The sequence below is a fragment of the Brucella lupini genome (assembly GCF_002252535.1).
GTDB classification, from domain to species: Bacteria; Pseudomonadota; Alphaproteobacteria; order Rhizobiales; family Rhizobiaceae; genus Brucella; species Brucella anthropi.
On sequence record NZ_NNRN01000053.1, the window covers coordinates 260551 to 276755 of the forward strand.

Here is a 16205-nt window from a genome sequence, read left to right on the forward strand (position 1 = left end):
CGCCACGATGAGGAACAGGAGCTTCATGCATCATGCATCGCTCAATCGCTGTTCACGTTCAAGAAAACAGATGGTGATTGACGGCAATGGTACAAAAAATATTGCTTCATCCCATTGTTTCCATGTGTTTTTCGAATTGGCGGCTTTCCTCATTTGTTTGAGATAGGCGCAAGCTCCTGTCGTGCCGTCGTCAAAACCGTCTGTGTCAGGCTTGCGAGCCTGTCGGCCGCAAGGCGGTTGACCTGCCAGAACAGGGGAATATCCAGCGGCGTATCCGGGATGAGTTCCACCAGTTTGCCCGACTGCAAATGGTCACCGACCAACTGCACCGGATTCATCCCCCATCCCATGCCTGACAGGCTTGCCTCGACAAAAGCCTGTGTCGAGGGAAGCCAATGTGTCGGGCATGCTATATCGGTTCGGAGGGCAGTGCGCACCCACTGATCCTGCAATCTGTCCTTTTGGTTGAACGTCAGTGCCGGCGCTTTGGCAATAGCATCGTGGGTTATTCCGTCTGGAAAGTGGCGAGCGATGAATTCCGGTGATGCCGTGGCGCGATATTGAAGGATACCAAGCGGGGTTAGACGACAGCCTTGAACTGGTTTTGATAAAGAAGTCACGGCGGCTACGACACGCCCGCGCTGCAGCCATTCGGCAGTGTGATCCTGATCGTCGACCGCAATGTTGAAAAGATATTCCGCTGTCGTGCTGAAATGCGAGATTGCTTTCAGAAACCACGTGCCCAGACTATCAGCGTTGGTCGCTATATGAAGCGTTACGCGCTGTGCAGTATTTTCGCTTCCGGACAGTCCAGGCAACTCTGCCAGAAGTTCGCGTTCGAGCATGCCTACCTGCTCGATATGCCGGCACAACCAGTCTCCTTTTTCGGTCGCCGTGCAAGGAGAGCCTCGCTCAATGAGTACTGCGCCAAGCCGCTCTTCGAGATGTTTGACACGTTGCGAGATTGCTGACGGAGTGACGTTCAACGCTCGTGCGGCTTTCTCAAAACTGCCCGTCTGAACCACCATCGCCACTGCTCTCAAGGCGGAGTAGTCGATCATTAGAATTCCTAAACTGAAGTTATTAAGTTTAATTATTCTAATCCTATAGCATTTGGTATCCAAGTGCCAACTTACTCCCAGATGGCGACCATTTATGAACACTTCAATCTACGTAACCGGCTTTACCATGGGCCTCACCCTCATTGTCGCGATTGGTGCACAAAACGCTTTCGTTCTGCGGCAGGGTTTACGCGATGAGCATGTGTTCGCCGTCAGCCTGGCTTGTGCCGTATCGGATGCCATCCTGATCCTGATAGGTGTGACAAGCTTCCAGAAGATCGCTGCCATCATGCCTGCGCTTGATCCCATCATGCGATATGGCGGTGCAGCTTTTCTGATCTGGTATGGTGCGCGAAGCCTTTACTCCGCTTTCACCTCGTCAGCGGTTCTGGCCACTGCGAACGGGGCGTCCGTGAGCCTCACCAAGACGCTTGCAACCTGTCTGGCACTGACATGGCTCAATCCGCATGTCTATCTGGATACTGTCGTGCTGCTCGGAACGATTTCTACGCAGTTTCCCGGTTTGGAAACGTCGTTCGCGGCGGGGGCTATCACCGCATCCTTCGTGTTTTTCTTTTCGCTTGGCTTCGGTGCCCGCTGGCTGCGCCCGATCTTTGCCCGCCCGTCGTCATGGCGCATTCTTGAAGGCGTCATTGCCGTTACGATGTGGTCTATCGCGCTGAAGCTCGTGACCGGCGTGTAACGATCTCAGGCTATCCAAACTAAAAAGCCGGATGCGTTTACTGCATCCGGCTTTTTAGTTTTTGGAAGAACACACCTAGAGGCCCATAGCCTTCAATTCCTGAAGCGGAGGGATCGTTTCGTACATAACAGGATCGAGGCGGTCCCATATGATTCCGCAGGTTGGCTTGTGCGGGTCCTTCACCTCTATTGTGCGGGTGGGTGTGAAAATCACGTCCGCGACGGTGTCATAGACATCCGGCGTGAGCTTTTCGCTCAGAACCTGACAGTCGTGTACGACAGCGGCAGCAGGCGTCGCTGCAGTGATGCGGCCCAGACGGTAAAGCATACCCCATTCGGCATCGAAGAAGCCATGCCCTTTGCCGAAGCGTACGCCCTCGAGATTGATCGCGCCGGTGCCGGTGACCATGTAATCGACGACTGGCATAGCCGAGATATCTTTCAGCGTGACCGGCTGTCCCACACGCTCCATGCCGTCGAGCGTCGAGGCGTAAAGATAATAATCCGGCGAAATCAGCTTCGGATCGAGAACCCAGAAGCCGCGCTTGATGGAATATGTGGTTATCAGAACGGTCTTGCCGTCTTTCAAAGCCTGAAGACGCAGGCGGTCGAGACAATTATCGGGCGTAATGAAGATGAAATCTGCATTCTGATAATAATGATGGCTTGTCAGCCGGGCTACCGCATCCTCTCCACCTTCAAAATCTGCGATGAACTCGCCGAAGTCGAAATGGAAACGGCTATCCGGGACAGCAACCTTGCGCAACTCGCTCCACACACGTTCGCGAACGGAAGCTTTGTGATCGGTGATTTCCATGGGGACTCCTTGCATTTTAGTCTGCCGGGCTCATGCCGCGGCGTGCGAGCACCTGGCGCTCGCAGAGGGCTACGATTTGATAGAGAATGACGGACAGCATCACGGACACCACGGCAACGGCCCAGATCATGCCGTAGTCGAGATAGCCGCGTGACTGGTTGAGAAGGTTTCCGAGCCCCGTACCCGTTGCCAGCCATTCTGCAATCATGACGCCGAGCAAAGCGCGCGGTACGGCAAGGCGAATGGCAGCGAAGAGATAGGGTAGGGAGGCGGGCACGGATACCAGACGGATTTGGGTCCAGATGCTGGCGCCATAGGCGCGGGGCACATCCAGTGCGGCACGAGGAACCAGTGCCATACCCTGAGCCATAGTCACGAAGGCAGGGAAGAATGTGACCGAGACTGTAATCCAGAGGATGACGGACGGGCCGCGTCCCAATAACAAAACGAGCAGGGGGGTCAGGGCAACGAGTGGCATTGTCTGCGTGACAAGGGCGACAGGCATGAAGCCGCGCACGATGGCAGGCTTGGCGACTGAGGCGATAGCGAGCGCAAAGGCGAAAAGGATGCCTGCTGCCATGCCAAGAAAGGTAAGCGGCAAAGTCTGTGAAAGCGCTGTCAGCAATTTTGCCTGTGCGGGAGCTGCAGACGGAGCGAGGAAAAGATAGTCGAACAGTCCGGCTGGTGTCTTGGCAATCATGGCCGGTGTTCCCATGAAAACGAGCAGCAGCCACCATAAGACGAACGGAAGCGCGATCGAACAAATGACGAGAATAAAGTTTAGGCCGCGAGAGTCGCGCGGGGCAGTGTTTGGAGCGTTGGCTGGGACGGTGATGGCCTTGGTGCTGCCAGTCAGCATTTTTGCAAGAATGGAAAAGAGCGCATAGGCCAATCCTGCGAGCAAGGTAGCGCACAGACCGATACCCCAGAGCCGGGTCGGTTCTGCTCGCCCGAGAGAACCGATCAGATAGGCGCCGAGACCGAAACGCCCACCGCCACCAAACTCAGCCAGAATGGAGCCTAGAACCGCATTGGGAGCGGCAATACGCAGGCCGGCAAGGATTGACGGCAGAGCGGATCGCAATTGGGCCAGACGCAGCACTTTCCATCGGTTGCCACCATAGGCACGAACAATATCCACCATACGGCGGTCCGTCTGGCTGATGCCAGTCACGGTGGCGGCCATGGTGATGAAATAACAACCAAGTGCCGCCAGCGTGATACGCGGTGTCATTCCTGAAAAAGTCAGAACCAGAATAGGCGAGATGGCAATTGGAGGCAGTGCAAAAATCGCGATGTTGACGCCCCGACCCAGTTTCGCGGCAGCTGGAAAGAGGGCGAACAGAATGCCTGCAGCTACGGCAACAAGGTTTCCGATGACAAAGCCAGCACCGGCGCCCTGAAGTGTCGCTAGTATATGAGCTGGATAATCGGCACGGTCGATCCACAGACGGGCCAGGACCGCCGAAGGTGCTGGCAAGGCGCCGCCTGCAATCAGGGAAAAGCGGCCACACATCTCCCAGGCTGCAATGAGGATGACCCAGTTGCGCAAGGTGGAGAGATGGGTTGATGGCTTCATGTCAGCCATGCAAAGCCTCCGCGACGGCGTCCTCCAGCGCATGGAATTGCGATGTGCTGAATATTTCGGGGCTGCGTGGGCGTTCCAGCGGAATATTGATGATCTTCGCGATGCGTCCGGGGCGACTGTGCATCACCACGATCCGGTCGGCGAGGAAAACCGCTTCGTCTATGCCATGGGTGACAAGCAGGGTGGTGGCCTTGCTTTCAAGCCATATGCGTTGAAGCTCAATGTTCATCTGGCGGCGCAATATCTGGTCGAGTGCGCCGAAAGGCTCGTCGAGAAACAGAACGCGCGGATCGGTGACCAGAGAGCGAGCAATTGCCACACGCTGGCGCATGCCGCCGGAAAGCTCACCCGGAAGAGCTTTTTCGAAGCCTTTGAGGCCAACAAGGGCGATCAATTCGGCAATCCGGTCGGTCTTTGTCGAACGAGACAGGCCAAGCACATCCAACGGCAAGGCAATATTGTCTTCGACATTGCGCCAAGGCATGAGCGCCGCATCCTGAAAAGCCACACCGGTCAGTCCGGCCTTTGCGGCCTCTACAGGGCTTTTGCCCATGACTGAAATCGAGCCGTTATCAGGCTGATCGAGACCGAGTGCCAGCCGCAACATGGTCGACTTGCCACAACCGGACGGTCCGATGAGTGCAGTGAACGAGCCGGTCGGGCATTCGAGCGAGACATCGGATAGTGCAATTACGTTCGTGCCGCGCCCCGAAAAGGAGCGCGTCACATTTTCAAGTTTGATCCCGGACATATCAGGCATCAAATCTCTTCAAGAAGCGTTGTGTCGAAATGATCGCGCTTGGCGGCGATGCCAATCGTACCGAGCGCCTTGATCGTGTTCTCGATGGCTTCTTCGCTCATGGAGAATACACCATTCGGCGTCTCGATCAGCGGCTTCTGCGCCGTGTTGAAATAGACTTCGTTTTCGATCGAGCGGCCGGTGCCCTTGAACCAGCTGTCGGCAAATTTTGGTGGGTAGGCTGCCGGGTCCTTGAGGTTTTCATCCCAGCCCTTGCGGCTTGCGCGAAGGAAAGCAACGAGATCCTTGCGCTTTGTCTTGAGTGTTTCTTCCGTAACGACAACCGTATCGTTGAAGATCGTAAAGCCAAAATCATAGAGCAGGAAGGAAACTGCTTCTTCGCCAGCCTGCTTGATGGTGAAAGGAACATTGGTCGTAAAATCGAGTGAAGCGTCGATTTCACCCTTGATGAGCGGCGTCGGATCATAGGCGTAAGGAACGATGTTGACTTGAGAAGGCTCTATGCCCGAAATCTTCAGCATGGCTTCAACCGAGATGACGTTGACCGGCGGCACAGCCAGCGTTTTGCCGATCAGGTCCTTTGGCTCCCTGATCGGGTTCTTGGCCAGCGAAATAATACCGATTGGGTTCTTCTGATACTGGGCGCCGATGATTTTGAAAGGCGCACCCTGTTCGACGATGGCCTTGATCGTCGTGTCGGGGGTGGTGAGGGTCAGATCGGCCTTGCCCGCGATGATCGTGCTTTCCGGAATGACGTCGGGACCACCGGAGATATAGTTCAGGTCGAGGCCTTCTTCGCGATAGAAGCCCTTGTCGACTGCAATGAAATAGCCGCTGAATTCCGCGTCATTGATCCAGGAAGCCTGAAAGTTGAATGGTGTATCCGCAGAGGCAAAACGGCTCATGGCTGGCAGAGCGGCTGCGGCGCCCATCAGTCCGAGAAAACGACGGCGATCCAGGGCAATATTCATTGAATTTTCCTTTTGGTGCTGAACTGTCAGGCAATGCCGCGCATGCGCGCAAGCTCACGCAGCGGGGGGATGGACTGGATTTCTTCGGCTGAAACGTCGTTCCAGCGAATACCACGCGGCCTGCGACGGTTGCGCGTTATCTCGATCAGGCGGCTGGGCGTGGCAATGAAGTCGAGAGCAATATCGTTCTCCGATACGTTGAGGCGCTCTTCCACGATCTGTACGTCATGCACGGCTGCCACAATCAGAGACTGCTCGTCGGCAAGTCCCAGATCGGTGAACATGCCCCATTCCAGATCGAAGAACGCATGGCCTTTGCCAAAACGGACTCCATCGATGGAAACAGCGGATGCGCCAGTCGCAATGACATCAAAACGACCGATATGGGTCAGGTCTTCTAGACTGACCGATCGACCGAAATGTTCCATTCCGTCAAGCCAGGCTGCGGCTTTCTCCAACCCCGGGGGAACGGATCCCGGTTCGAGCAGGAGAAAGCCGCGCTGCATGCCGTAGGTCGGCATGATGAATGGTGTACCCGACATGATCAGGCGACGGCGCAACTCGATCATGGAATTATCTGGCGTCACAAAAACCAATTTGGCTTTCGCAATCCCTTCAATCGCCAGCAAGCGATCCGTAGCTGCCTCTACTTCTTCAAAGTCCGGTATGAATTCCGAGAATTTGAAGTGGAAGCGTGCATCAGGGCGCGCGACGTCTTTCAGCCGATCCCAGATGCGCTGCCGTGTATTGCGGGAATACGCCATGGAGAATCCATGAATTTCAATGTTTCACTATCAATGAAACAAATGTTTCAGTATTGCAAGAGGCGATGATAAGCTTTTTTAGTGCACAGAGAGATTCGGAATAAACGCACATGGCTTCACGTCTGGTACTGCGCATACAGGAGCGCTACGCAAAGCTCACGGCAGGCGAGCAGAAAATCGCGCAGCTCGTTCTCGAGCGCGAGGACGACATTCTGATTCATTCCGCTACCGAAATCGCGGAGATGGCCGGCGTATCCAAGGCGACCACAGCTCGCTTCTTTCAGCATCTGGGTTATGCCGATTTCAATGAAGTGAAACTTCAGGCGCGCGAAGAGCGCAATCGCACTGAACCTTTTGAATATTCGAGTACGGTTGACGAAGAAGTGCCGTTGGTGCGCACCATCAGCACGCACCTCGATCTGGAGATCGCCAATATTACTCGAACGTTCGAGGCGCTTCGCTCTGACAAGATGCGCGAAGCTGCCGAACTTATTGCAGAAGCGCCGCGTGTCTGGGTGATCGGGCTTGGTGACGAGGAAGGGTTTGCGCGCTACGCGCGGCTTCTGTTTTCAAGGCTGCGCCACAGCGTGATGCTCCTGGGCATCAACCAGGGGTCATGGGCTGAGGACCTGGCCATGACTGGTCCGAAGGATGTGTTGCTGCTGATCACATTGCCGCCGCATCGGGCATTGCTGAAACAAATTCTGGGCTACGCCGCAACGAGCCGGTTGAATATCGTGACTATTACAGACCGTGGATCAGTTTTTGAGGCACAGCGTTACGCGCGTGTTGTTCTCCCATGTCATGTAGACAGTATCGCATTGGGCGCATCTTATACCGCCGTCAGCAGCGCCATCCGGCTTTTGGCGCTGACCTATGCTTCATATGCGGGGAAATCGGCGCAACAGCGGCTGGAAATCGTCGCCGGTATTCACGACGAACTTGACGATATGGACTGAAACTCAGCCGTTCAGTTGTTTCTGACATGTTCCGGGCGGAAGCCGACACCGATCAACCTGCCCGCAAGATGTGCAAGAATGGGCCAGCGTGCGAGGTGACGCATAAAGGTGGGTGGCCCATCGCGTCTGGTATTGTTTGTTTCACGCTTGCGACGATCACTGCGCATCATCAGTTGCAGTTTCTGCGTTGCCTTTGTGGGAAAGCGACGTCGGGCTTCGACTGCTTGGAGATACGGTTCCAAAGTTTGGTTATCCTTAAGCGGTGCGGCCAGAATATTGGCTGCTGCAACGGCATCCTGAATGGCGAGATTGACCCCAAAGCCACCAATTGGCGACATGGCATGGGCGGCATCGCCGATACACAGAAGCCCCGGTTTCCACCACGTTTTAAGTCGGTCGATGCGTACGCTCAAGAGATGAATGTCATCCCATGTGCCTATTTCGTTCATTCGGTCAGGAGGCAATGGAGAGACTTCTGCAACTGCCTTGCGGAATGCATCGAGTCCTCCCTGCCTGACTTCGGCAAAGGTCTGTTTGCGGAGTACAAAACCGCATTGCCAGTAGTCACCGCGATCAATCATGACGAAACCTTGTCGAGGGCCGCCATGGCCCATCGTATAGGGTGGGTCATTGGGAGCGTGCGACAACTTCATCCAGAGAATTTCGCTTGGCGAGCCAAAACTTTCGACCTCCAGACCGGCTTTTGTGCGCACCACGGAGTTTCTTCCGTCCGCACCCACAACAAGTTTGGCATTGATATTTATGGTTTCAGCTGGTGTTGTCGCGACGAGGCCGGTAACACTTCCGTCCTTCTCGGTCAGATTGATCACACTTGCACGCATAAGGAGCCTGAAGTTTGAATATTTCGCAGCTTCGCGTGCAATGTAATCCAGAAATTCCCATTGCGGCATGAAAGCGATGAAACGACACTGAGCGGGAATTCTCGAAAAATCGGCTATCGTGATGTCCTTGCCGCCAATCTCCGCATGTAACCGATGCGCCTTGGTATGGGGCAAGTCGAGAAGACCGTCCAGCAAGCCGAGTTCATGCATGACTTGAAGCGTGGACGGGTGAATTGTGTCCCCGCGAAAATCACGCAGAAAATCTGGATGCTTTTCGAGAACGGTCACGTTCACACCAGCGCGTGCAAGCAAAAGTCCCAGCATCATTCCTGCTGGCCCACCACCCGCTATCGCGCAATCGGTTTCGATATAGCTTATTGGCTGCGTCATGACTGTTCCACTCGACCGCGCTTGTTTTGCACAAGACATAAAAAGACCGGCGCTCTCAATAGGTCAAGCGCCGGCTGGAAGTCTACGCGACCAGTAGAGGTCAAAACATGAATTAAATTATCAAGTTTAATTTGTCAAGCCGGTGAGCCCTGTCGTTGGGTCAGTGATTGGAGCTGATTTGACGGAAAGTACTCGAAACCTCTGACTCGTCGGTATATCAGGCATTGAGAATTGAAACCTATCCAAGCGCGGGTGGATTTCTTTTGCCAAGCTGCCGCTCGCGGAAGACCGAGAACAATCCGGCGCTGACGACGATGACCGCACCGGCAATGATGTTCCATGTCAATTGCTCGTGGAACACTGTGACTGCAATACACGCGCCGATAACGAGCTGCAGATAGGTAAGCGGTTGTACTTCTCCTGCCTCCAGAATGTTGTAGGCACGGATGAGGAAATAATGGCTTGCTATACCGCAGGCACAAAGGGCTGCCATCCAAAACCAGTCGCTTCTGGCAATAGGCATGAGATAGAAACTGCCGACAAATGTGAGGGCAACAGCACCTGCTATGCCAGTGTAGAAGAAGCTGGTCATGGCATCGTCGCTCTTGCTGACGGCGCGTGTCGCAACCGCGTAAACGGCGAACATGACCATCGCCGCCACGGGTAGAAGCAGGCTTGCGTCGAATGTCGCGTTCACTGGATTGATAATCAGCAGAACACCGATCAACCCGACAATAATTGCAGTCCAACGTCTCCAGCCAACCTTTTCGCCAAGGAAGGGCACCGAGAGCATGGTCACCAATAGCGGCGCGCCCTGAAAAATCGATTGTGCCGTTGCCATGCCCGCGCGACTGAGGGCGAATATGAATGTAACGATTTCAGCAGCAAGCAGGATGCCGCGAAAAACCTGCAAAAAGGGACGTTTCGTTGCTGCGGCCTTGGCAATGCCTCCGGAGCGGATTGCAAGCAGGAGAACGAAGGCAGCAAAGACCCAATAGCGGATCATCGTTATGAGGATCGGCGAATAATGGGTGCCAAGATACTTCGAGATACCATCCTGCGTTGCAAAAATGGTAACCGCGAGAAGTGTGAAGAGATAGCCCTGGCCTTTGCGTGTCATGGCGCACTCATATCGACACAGCTTTGGTGCTGCCACCCATAAAATCCGAAATGCCCACATTGTATGAGCATTCCATCGTTATCGACGGAAGATTTTCAGTCGATGTACTTTGATGGATTGACACCTCCAAGTTCTCGGCTATTCTTTTATAAAAGCCTATATAACATAATTGTGGAACAAATCAAGAATGGGGGTTCTGCCTTGCGGATCAAATTAGCACTCCTTCTGGCTTCTGCCATGATCTTCAGTCCCGGCGTTTCGCTGGCTCAGGACAAGGGTGGTGTCATCAATGTCGCGACCATTGGCGAGCCGCCGACGCTCGACCCGATGGTATCCACTGCCGATCTTGTGGGTATCGTCACGCAGCATATCTTCGAAACGCTCTATACGTTCGACAAGGAATGGAAGCCGACGCCATTGCTGGCAGAAAGCCTGCCTGAAATCAGCGCGGATGGAAAAACCTATACGATCAAGCTGCGTTCCGGCATCAAGTTCCATGACGGTAGCGACATGACGTCGGAAGACGTGGTTGCGTCGCTGGAGCGCTGGACGAAGCTCGCTTCGCGCGGAAAGCAGGCGTCGGCCTTTATCGATAATATCGCGGCGACCGATCCGGCCACAGTGACGATAACGCTCAAGCAGCCTTATGCGCCATTGACCTCTCTGCTTGCCTTCAACAACTCTGCGGCGATCATCATACCGTCAGAAAAACAGGCTGAGCCGATGAATGAATTTATCGGTACCGGTCCCTATATGCTCAAGGAGCGAAAGGCTGATCAGTATATTCAGCTGGTGCGTTTCGACGGATACAAGTCGCGCGACGGTGAGAGTGATGGTTACGGTGGCGCACGCCATCAATATCTAGACGAAATCCGTTTCGTGTCAGTCCCGGATGCTAACACCCGTGTCGAGGCAGCGGTTTCCGGACAGTATGATTATGTCGATTCCATTCCGGTTGAATCATTTGACAAGATCAAGTCTTCGACAGCTTCCCAGCCATTGCTTCTCAAGCCCTTCGGCTATCCTGTCTTTGTTTTCAACACCAAGGAAGGTGTGGCGTCGAAACTGCCGGTCCGAAAGGCCGTGACACATGCGCTGAGCATGGAAGACATGCTTGCAGCGGCATTTGGCAGCACGGAATTCTATGCATTGGACGGCGCTTTCTATCCGTCCAATTTTGTCTGGAATACAGAAGCTGGCGTCGAAGGGAACTACAATGTGGCCCAGCCGGAAGCTGCAGCGGAAGAATTGAAGGCGGCTGGCTACAACGGCGAGCCGCTGCGTATTCTGACCAGCCGCCAGTACGAGTTCCATTACAAGATGGCGCAGGTGGCTGCCGAATATCTGAAACTTGCCGGTTTTACAGTGGATTTGCAGGTTGTCGATTGGGCGACGCTGACACAGCGCCGCGCAGATCCCAAGCTCTGGGATATCTACATAACGCACAGCCCCTTCCTGCCCGAGCCTGCTTTGATGGGCTCTCTATCGACCAGTTCGCCGGGTTGGTGGGACACGCCAGCGCGTAAAACCGTAGTCGATGCTTTCACGTCCGAATCCAATCCGGAAAAGCGCGTTGCGCTGTGGGCGGACGTTCAGAAGACCATCTATGACGAACTGCCCCTGATCAAGATCGGCGACTTCAATGCCGTTGCAGCGATGTCCACCAAGCTGGAGGGCGTCGAGCCAGCGCCGTGGCCTTACTTCTGGAATGCTTCGTTGAAGAAGTAACTTCCGGCAAGGCGAATGCCGTCCTTACGGTCGGCATTCGCTGAATGGTTCAACCTGGAGAATCTGATCGCATGGTGCGCTACATCCTTCAGCGGTTTGTCGGCATGGCTGTCGTCATGTTTCTGGTCGTAACGATCGTATTCGTGATCGTTCGTGTGACGCCCGGCGATCCTGCCGCCGTCATGCTTGGGCCGGACGCATCGGCGCAGGACATTGCCGATCTGCGCGCTCGACTCGGACTCGATCAGTCGCTGGTCATCCAATACTTCTACTACATCGGTCAGCTACTGAAGGGCGATCTCGGCCAGTCGATCTTCCTCAACATGCCGGTTGGTGCAGCATTGCTCGACCGGGCTGAGCCGACCTTCTTTCTGACCGTTCTTTCGCTTCTGATTGCCTGCAACATTGCCCTGCCGGTTGGAGTTTATGCAGCTTATCGGCGCGGTTCCTTTGTCGATCAGGCGGCGACAACGGTTGCTATGCTTGCAGCGAGCATACCGAGCTTCTGGCTCGGTCTCATCCTCATGCAGTTTTTTGCCGTCCGGCTGAACCTGTTTCCGGTATCCGGCTATGGCGGGCCGGGTTCGAGCTTCATCGATCGAATGTACCATCTGATCCTGCCAGCCATCGCGCTGGGGCTGGTTTCCTCCGCTCTGATCCTGCGTTTCACGCGCGCCTCAATGCTTGATGTTCTTGGTGACGATTACATCCGCACGGCGCGCGCAAAGGGGTTGATCGAGCGGCGCGTGATCATGAAGCACGCATTGAAGAATGCGCTTATCCCTATCCTCACAGTCGTCGGTCTCACCGCAGCCGTTCTGATCTCCGGCGCTGTGGTGACGGAGACTGTGTTCGGCCTGCCGGGGGTTGGCAATCTTGTCGTGTCTGCGGTCCTCCGACGGGATTATCCGGTAATTCAGGGCGCGCTGCTCGTCATCGCGGGGCTCTATGTCCTGATCAATTTCATCATCGACATGCTCTATCTGTTCGTAGATCCGAGGGTTCGCTACTGATGGCCGATCTTGTTACGACCACGCAAAAAGCCCCTTCGGAACGCGCTTTGTTCATCCGTCGGCTGTTCAAACGCAAGACGGTGGCGGCAGGCATCATTGTGCTTGCCGTCTTCGCTATCCTCGCGCTGCTGGCACCCTGGATCGCGCCTTATTCACCGTCGAAGCTTTCTATCGTCAACCGGCTCAAGCCACCGAGCGAGATGTTCTGGTTCGGTACGGATGAGTTCGGGCGCGATGTCTTTTCTCGCACGATCTATGCCGGACGGCTGTCACTTATGGTGGGCGCGGCGGTCGTTGTCCTGTCGGCGATCATAGGCGTTACGCTCGGATTGCTTGCAGGCTTCTTTCAGCGTCTGGATACGCCGATCGCTCGCCTGATCGACGCGATGATGGCATTCCCCGACATTCTGCTGGCCATTGCGCTGGTCGCGGCGCTCGGCCCGTCGCTGGCGACGGTCATCGTTGCGCTGTCTGTTGTTTACGCACCGAGGCTGGCGCGCATTGTGCGCGCCTCAACGCTGGTGATCCGTGAGTTGCCCTATGTCGAAGCGGCCCAATCGCTTGGAATTTCGACATTCCACATCATGACGCGGCACGTGCTGAGAAATCTGATCTCACCCATCATCGTGCAATGCACTTTCCTTTTTGCGAGCGCAATGCTTGCCGAAGCGGGGCTCTCTTTCCTTGGTCTCGGCGTAAGCCCCGAGATTCCAACCTGGGGAACCATGATTGCGGCAGGACGCCAATATATCGGTCAGGCCGACTGGATGACCTACTTCCCCGGCTTCGCCATCATTCTTTCCGTCCTCTCGCTCCAGATGGTGGGGGATGGACTACGCGACATGCTCGATCCAAGACTGCGAAGGGATTTGTAATATGATTTCCGGTGAACAGGCGAAGCCGCTTCTTATCACCAATGTCAAACCGGTAGCCTTCGGGGTGGAACACTCCGACGCGACGACCGATATTCTGGTAGGGAAAGACGGTAGTATCAGCGCCATCGGCAAGTCGTTGAACGCACCAGCCAATGTGGAGCGTGTCGATGGCAAAGGAGCTTGGATTTCGCCAGGTTGGGTCGACCTACATGTCCATATCTGGCATGGCGGTACGGATATTTCGATACGCCCTTCGGAGTGTGGCGTTGAACGAGGGGTGACGACGCTTGTCGATGCCGGTTCGGCGGGAGAAGCCAATTTCCATGGCTTCCGGGAGTATATCATCGAGCCGTCCAAGGAACGGATAAAAGCCTTCCTCAATCTCGGCTCCATTGGCCTTGTCGCCTGCAACCGGGTTCCGGAATTGCGAGACATCAAGGACATCGATCTCGACCGTATTCTCGAATGCTATGCAGCCAACAGTGAGCATATTGTCGGGATCAAGGTCCGGGCCAGCCATGTCATAACCGGGTCATGGGGCGTTACGCCGGTCAAGCTTGGCAAGAAGATCGCCAAGATACTCAAAGTGCCTATGATGGTGCATGTAGGCGAGCCGCCCGCGCTCTATGACGAGGTTCTTGAAATTCTTGGCCCTGGCGATGTGGTCACGCATTGCTTCAACGGCAAATCCGGCTCCAGCATTATGGAAGACGAAGACCTGTTCAACCTCGCGGAACGCTGTGCAGGCGAGGGTATCCGGCTGGATATCGGCCATGGCGGGGCGTCCTTCTCGTTTAAGGTTGCTGAAGCGGCAATTGAACGTGGCCTCCTTCCATTCTCAATCTCGACGGACCTACATGGCCATTCGATGAATTTCCCTGTCTGGGATCTGGCGACAACCATGTCCAAGCTGCTGTCGGTCAACATGCCGTTCGAAAATGTCATCGAAGCTGTCACGCACAATCCAGCGTCGGTGATCAAACTCTCGATGGAAAACCGGCTTTCGGTAGGACAGCGCGCAGATTTCACGATCTTTGATCTGGTCGACGCCGACCTGGAAGCGACGGATTCCAATGGCGATGTGTCTCGCCTGAACAGGCTTTTTGAACCCCGCTACGCAGTCATCGGTGCCGAGGCCATCACGGCCAGCCGCTATATACCGAGTGCGCGCAAACTTGTTCGTCATAGCCATGGCTATTCGTGGCGCTGACACTGTCGGCGCAGCATTGAATTTGCGGGAACGTCCCGTGACGAAATGATGAGGAAAATTCGTGTCTCATTCTCCCCAAACGACCGAAGTACAGCACTCCCCCTATGACCGGCTGGCTTCGCTTGGCATAACTTTGCCACCACCGCCACCGCCTATCGCGAATTTTGTCACGCATGTTCGGGAAGGCAATATCCTCTATCTTTCCGGGCAGGGGCCGCGGGAAGAGAGCGGATATTTGCGTGCGGGTAAAGTCGGTGGCGATATCGGCGTGGATCAGGCCTATCAGGATGCCCGACTGACGGGTATCAATCTGCTGGCCGTCATGCACGAGGCGCTTGGCGATCTTTCCCGTGTGAAGCGTGTCGTAAAGCTGTTGGGGATGGTCAATGCCGTGCCGGACTTCGAATTGCACCCCAACGTCATCAATGGCTGCTCCGATCTTTTCATCGAAGTATTTGGCGCTGCCGGACAACATGCACGTTCAGCCGTCGGCTTCGGTTCCTTGCCGGGCAATATCACGGTTGAAATCGAAGCGATCGTCGCCCTGAATGACTAGGACAGCGTCAATGATTGCGCCAACCCATCAGCTTTTCGATCTTCGCTGCCGAAGCGCGCACCTGACTGGTGTAGCGGCTTTCGTCGGAAAGCACTTTCTGTTCCGGGAGCACGATGGAGATTGTCGCAACGCATTGTCCATCGCGGTCGCAGATCGGGGAAGCAATACAGGCAACCGCATAATCGGATTCCGCAATCTGGATCGAGAGTCGCTCATCGAAGGCTTTCGCCGCAGCCTCCGAAAGACTTGCGGCATCGATTTCAGCCCGACCGGTTGGAGAAGTCCGGGCGCAGCGCTTGAAAAGCTCGATCCGTTCATTTGCAGCCAAATGGCCGACCAACAGACGTCCGGATGCGGTCCAGTTCAAGGGCACTCTTGTGCCGACACGCGAGGCAACCTGGAACGGGCTCGGTCCATCTGCCATAGCCAGAACAAGCATATGGTCGCCGTCCCGGCCACACAGCTGCACCGCTTCGTTTGCTTCGCGGCAGAGATCATGCATCTCGTGCGTGGCCACACTCATGAAGTCAAGCGACCGCGCGTAAGCAAGACCGTAGTGATAGAGCCGCGCGCCGAGCCAGATTGCGCCATCCGCATTGCGGGCGAGCATATTCTTTTCAACGAGATCATCGATGGTCACATAGACCGTCGACAAAGGCGCCTTGATCGCCTTTGCAATCGCATAGGGGCCAGCCGGAGCACCGGTTTCATAAAGATAATCAATCACCTGCAACGCACGATCTATGCCGCTCACACGCGAGCGGCGTGTCGACTTGGCTTCGGTGTCGTCTGCAGGGGCCGTTTCAGCGGGGACGGTGGATGATGATGCGCTCACTCAAGTGCTCCATG

General features: G+C 55.2%; 16 protein-coding genes. 7 read left to right on the top strand and 9 right to left on the bottom strand.

What is annotated here, in order from left to right:
• Positions 1-149: 149 nt before the first annotated feature.
• Complete coding sequence (locus CES86_RS18085) at positions 150-1061, bottom strand: LysR family transcriptional regulator ArgP (RefSeq protein WP_011982706.1); 912 nt, start codon at positions 1059-1061, stop codon at positions 150-152.
• A gap of 94 nt (positions 1062-1155) precedes the next feature.
• On the opposite strand from CES86_RS18085, the gene CES86_RS18090 reads away from it, so the two are divergent.
• Entirely contained in the window at positions 1156-1764 is a 609-nt protein-coding gene (locus tag CES86_RS18090; protein WP_011982707.1) for a LysE/ArgO family amino acid transporter, read from the top strand.
• A gap of 75 nt (positions 1765-1839) precedes the next feature.
• Here the strand turns inward: CES86_RS18090 and CES86_RS18095 are convergent, their stop codons facing one another.
• Genes CES86_RS18095 through CES86_RS18115 form a run of 5 tightly spaced genes read right to left on the bottom strand, consistent with a single transcriptional unit; the run spans position 1840 to position 6663 of the window.
• Positions 1840-2580 (bottom strand): 5-formyltetrahydrofolate cyclo-ligase, encoded by a 741-nt coding sequence (locus tag CES86_RS18095; RefSeq protein ID WP_010660940.1) that lies wholly within the window; start codon positions 2578-2580, stop codon positions 1840-1842.
• 16 nt (positions 2581-2596) lie between these two features.
• Positions 2597-4168, bottom strand: a complete 1572-nt coding sequence (locus CES86_RS18100) for an ABC transporter permease (protein ID WP_094515052.1) — start codon at positions 4166-4168, stop codon at positions 2597-2599.
• Positions 4161-4928, bottom strand: coding sequence for an ABC transporter ATP-binding protein (locus tag CES86_RS18105; protein WP_029928018.1), 768 nt, complete (start codon positions 4926-4928; stop codon positions 4161-4163). Before CES86_RS18105 ends, CES86_RS18100 begins: the two co-directional genes overlap by 8 nt.
• The gene (locus CES86_RS18110) at positions 4928-5899 is read right to left on the bottom strand and encodes an ABC transporter substrate-binding protein (protein ID WP_010660943.1); all 972 of its coding nucleotides are present in this window, start codon (positions 5897-5899) and stop codon (positions 4928-4930) included. Before CES86_RS18110 ends, CES86_RS18105 begins: the two co-directional genes overlap by 1 nt.
• Before the next feature lie 26 nt (positions 5900-5925).
• Positions 5926-6663, bottom strand: a complete 738-nt coding sequence (locus CES86_RS18115) for a 5-formyltetrahydrofolate cyclo-ligase (protein ID WP_029928017.1) — start codon at positions 6661-6663, stop codon at positions 5926-5928.
• 110 nt (positions 6664-6773) lie between these two features.
• Between CES86_RS18115 and CES86_RS18120 the strand changes: the two genes are divergently transcribed.
• Positions 6774-7622, top strand: a complete 849-nt coding sequence (locus tag CES86_RS18120; protein ID WP_029928016.1) for a MurR/RpiR family transcriptional regulator — start codon at positions 6774-6776, stop codon at positions 7620-7622.
• Between the two features lie 11 nt (positions 7623-7633).
• Here the strand turns inward: CES86_RS18120 and CES86_RS18125 are convergent, their stop codons facing one another.
• Entirely contained in the window at positions 7634-8854 is a 1221-nt protein-coding gene (locus tag CES86_RS18125) for an FAD-dependent oxidoreductase (RefSeq protein ID WP_029928015.1), read from the bottom strand.
• A 238-nt stretch (positions 8855-9092) separates the two neighbouring features.
• Entirely contained in the window at positions 9093-9974 is an 882-nt protein-coding gene (locus CES86_RS18130) for a DMT family transporter (protein ID WP_029928014.1), read from the bottom strand.
• 237 nt (positions 9975-10211) lie between these two features.
• Between CES86_RS18130 and CES86_RS18135 the strand changes: the two genes are divergently transcribed.
• The 5 genes from CES86_RS18135 (at position 10212) to CES86_RS18155 (ending at position 15356) form a co-directional block, all read left to right on the top strand.
• Entirely contained in the window at positions 10212-11702 is a 1491-nt protein-coding gene (locus CES86_RS18135) for an ABC transporter substrate-binding protein (RefSeq protein ID WP_373418748.1), read from the top strand.
• Between the two features lie 71 nt (positions 11703-11773).
• On the top strand, positions 11774-12715 hold the full coding sequence (locus CES86_RS18140; RefSeq protein WP_167387128.1) for an ABC transporter permease: 942 nt from the start codon (positions 11774-11776) through the stop codon (positions 12713-12715).
• Positions 12715-13590, top strand: a complete 876-nt coding sequence (locus CES86_RS18145; RefSeq protein ID WP_010660950.1) for an ABC transporter permease — start codon at positions 12715-12717, stop codon at positions 13588-13590. Before CES86_RS18140 ends, CES86_RS18145 begins: the two co-directional genes overlap by 1 nt.
• Position 13591: 1 nt before the next feature.
• Positions 13592-14800, top strand: coding sequence for an amidohydrolase/deacetylase family metallohydrolase (locus tag CES86_RS18150; RefSeq protein ID WP_094515053.1), 1209 nt, complete (start codon positions 13592-13594; stop codon positions 14798-14800).
• A 61-nt stretch (positions 14801-14861) separates the two neighbouring features.
• Positions 14862-15356, top strand: coding sequence for a RidA family protein (locus CES86_RS18155; protein ID WP_011982717.1), 495 nt, complete (start codon positions 14862-14864; stop codon positions 15354-15356).
• A 7-nt stretch (positions 15357-15363) separates the two neighbouring features.
• Here the strand turns inward: CES86_RS18155 and CES86_RS18160 are convergent, their stop codons facing one another.
• A complete protein-coding gene (locus tag CES86_RS18160) occupies positions 15364-16191 on the bottom strand; it encodes an IclR family transcriptional regulator (protein ID WP_029928011.1) in 828 nt (275 codons plus the stop codon).
• Positions 16192-16205: the final 14 nt, after the last annotated feature.

Excerpts from the sequence above, each read along its gene's own strand:
- CES86_RS18115 (WP_029928017.1), bottom strand. The coding sequence starts at position 6,663 with ATGGCGTATTCCCGCAATACACGGCAGCGCATCTGGGATCGGCTGAAA.
- CES86_RS18145 (WP_010660950.1), top strand. The coding sequence starts at position 12,715 with ATGGCCGATCTTGTTACGACCACGCAAAAAGCCCCTTCGGAACGCGCT.
- CES86_RS18135 (WP_373418748.1), top strand. The coding sequence starts at position 10,212 with ATGATCTTCAGTCCCGGCGTTTCGCTGGCTCAGGACAAGGGTGGTGTC.
- CES86_RS18150 (WP_094515053.1), top strand. The coding sequence starts at position 13,592 with ATGATTTCCGGTGAACAGGCGAAGCCGCTTCTTATCACCAATGTCAAA.
- CES86_RS18090 (WP_011982707.1), top strand. The coding sequence starts at position 1,156 with ATGAACACTTCAATCTACGTAACCGGCTTTACCATGGGCCTCACCCTC.
- CES86_RS18125 (WP_029928015.1), bottom strand. The coding sequence starts at position 8,854 with ATGACGCAGCCAATAAGCTATATCGAAACCGATTGCGCGATAGCGGGT.
- CES86_RS18095 (WP_010660940.1), bottom strand. The coding sequence starts at position 2,580 with ATGGAAATCACCGATCACAAAGCTTCCGTTCGCGAACGTGTGTGGAGC.
- CES86_RS18130 (WP_029928014.1), bottom strand. The coding sequence starts at position 9,974 with ATGACACGCAAAGGCCAGGGCTATCTCTTCACACTTCTCGCGGTTACC.
- CES86_RS18110 (WP_010660943.1), bottom strand. The coding sequence starts at position 5,899 with ATGAATATTGCCCTGGATCGCCGTCGTTTTCTCGGACTGATGGGCGCC.
- CES86_RS18100 (WP_094515052.1), bottom strand. The coding sequence starts at position 4,168 with ATGGCTGACATGAAGCCATCAACCCATCTCTCCACCTTGCGCAACTGG.
- CES86_RS18140 (WP_167387128.1), top strand. The coding sequence starts at position 11,774 with ATGGTGCGCTACATCCTTCAGCGGTTTGTCGGCATGGCTGTCGTCATG.
- CES86_RS18120 (WP_029928016.1), top strand. The coding sequence starts at position 6,774 with ATGGCTTCACGTCTGGTACTGCGCATACAGGAGCGCTACGCAAAGCTC.
- CES86_RS18105 (WP_029928018.1), bottom strand. The coding sequence starts at position 4,928 with ATGCCTGATATGTCCGGGATCAAACTTGAAAATGTGACGCGCTCCTTT.
- CES86_RS18085 (WP_011982706.1), bottom strand. The coding sequence starts at position 1,061 with ATGATCGACTACTCCGCCTTGAGAGCAGTGGCGATGGTGGTTCAGACG.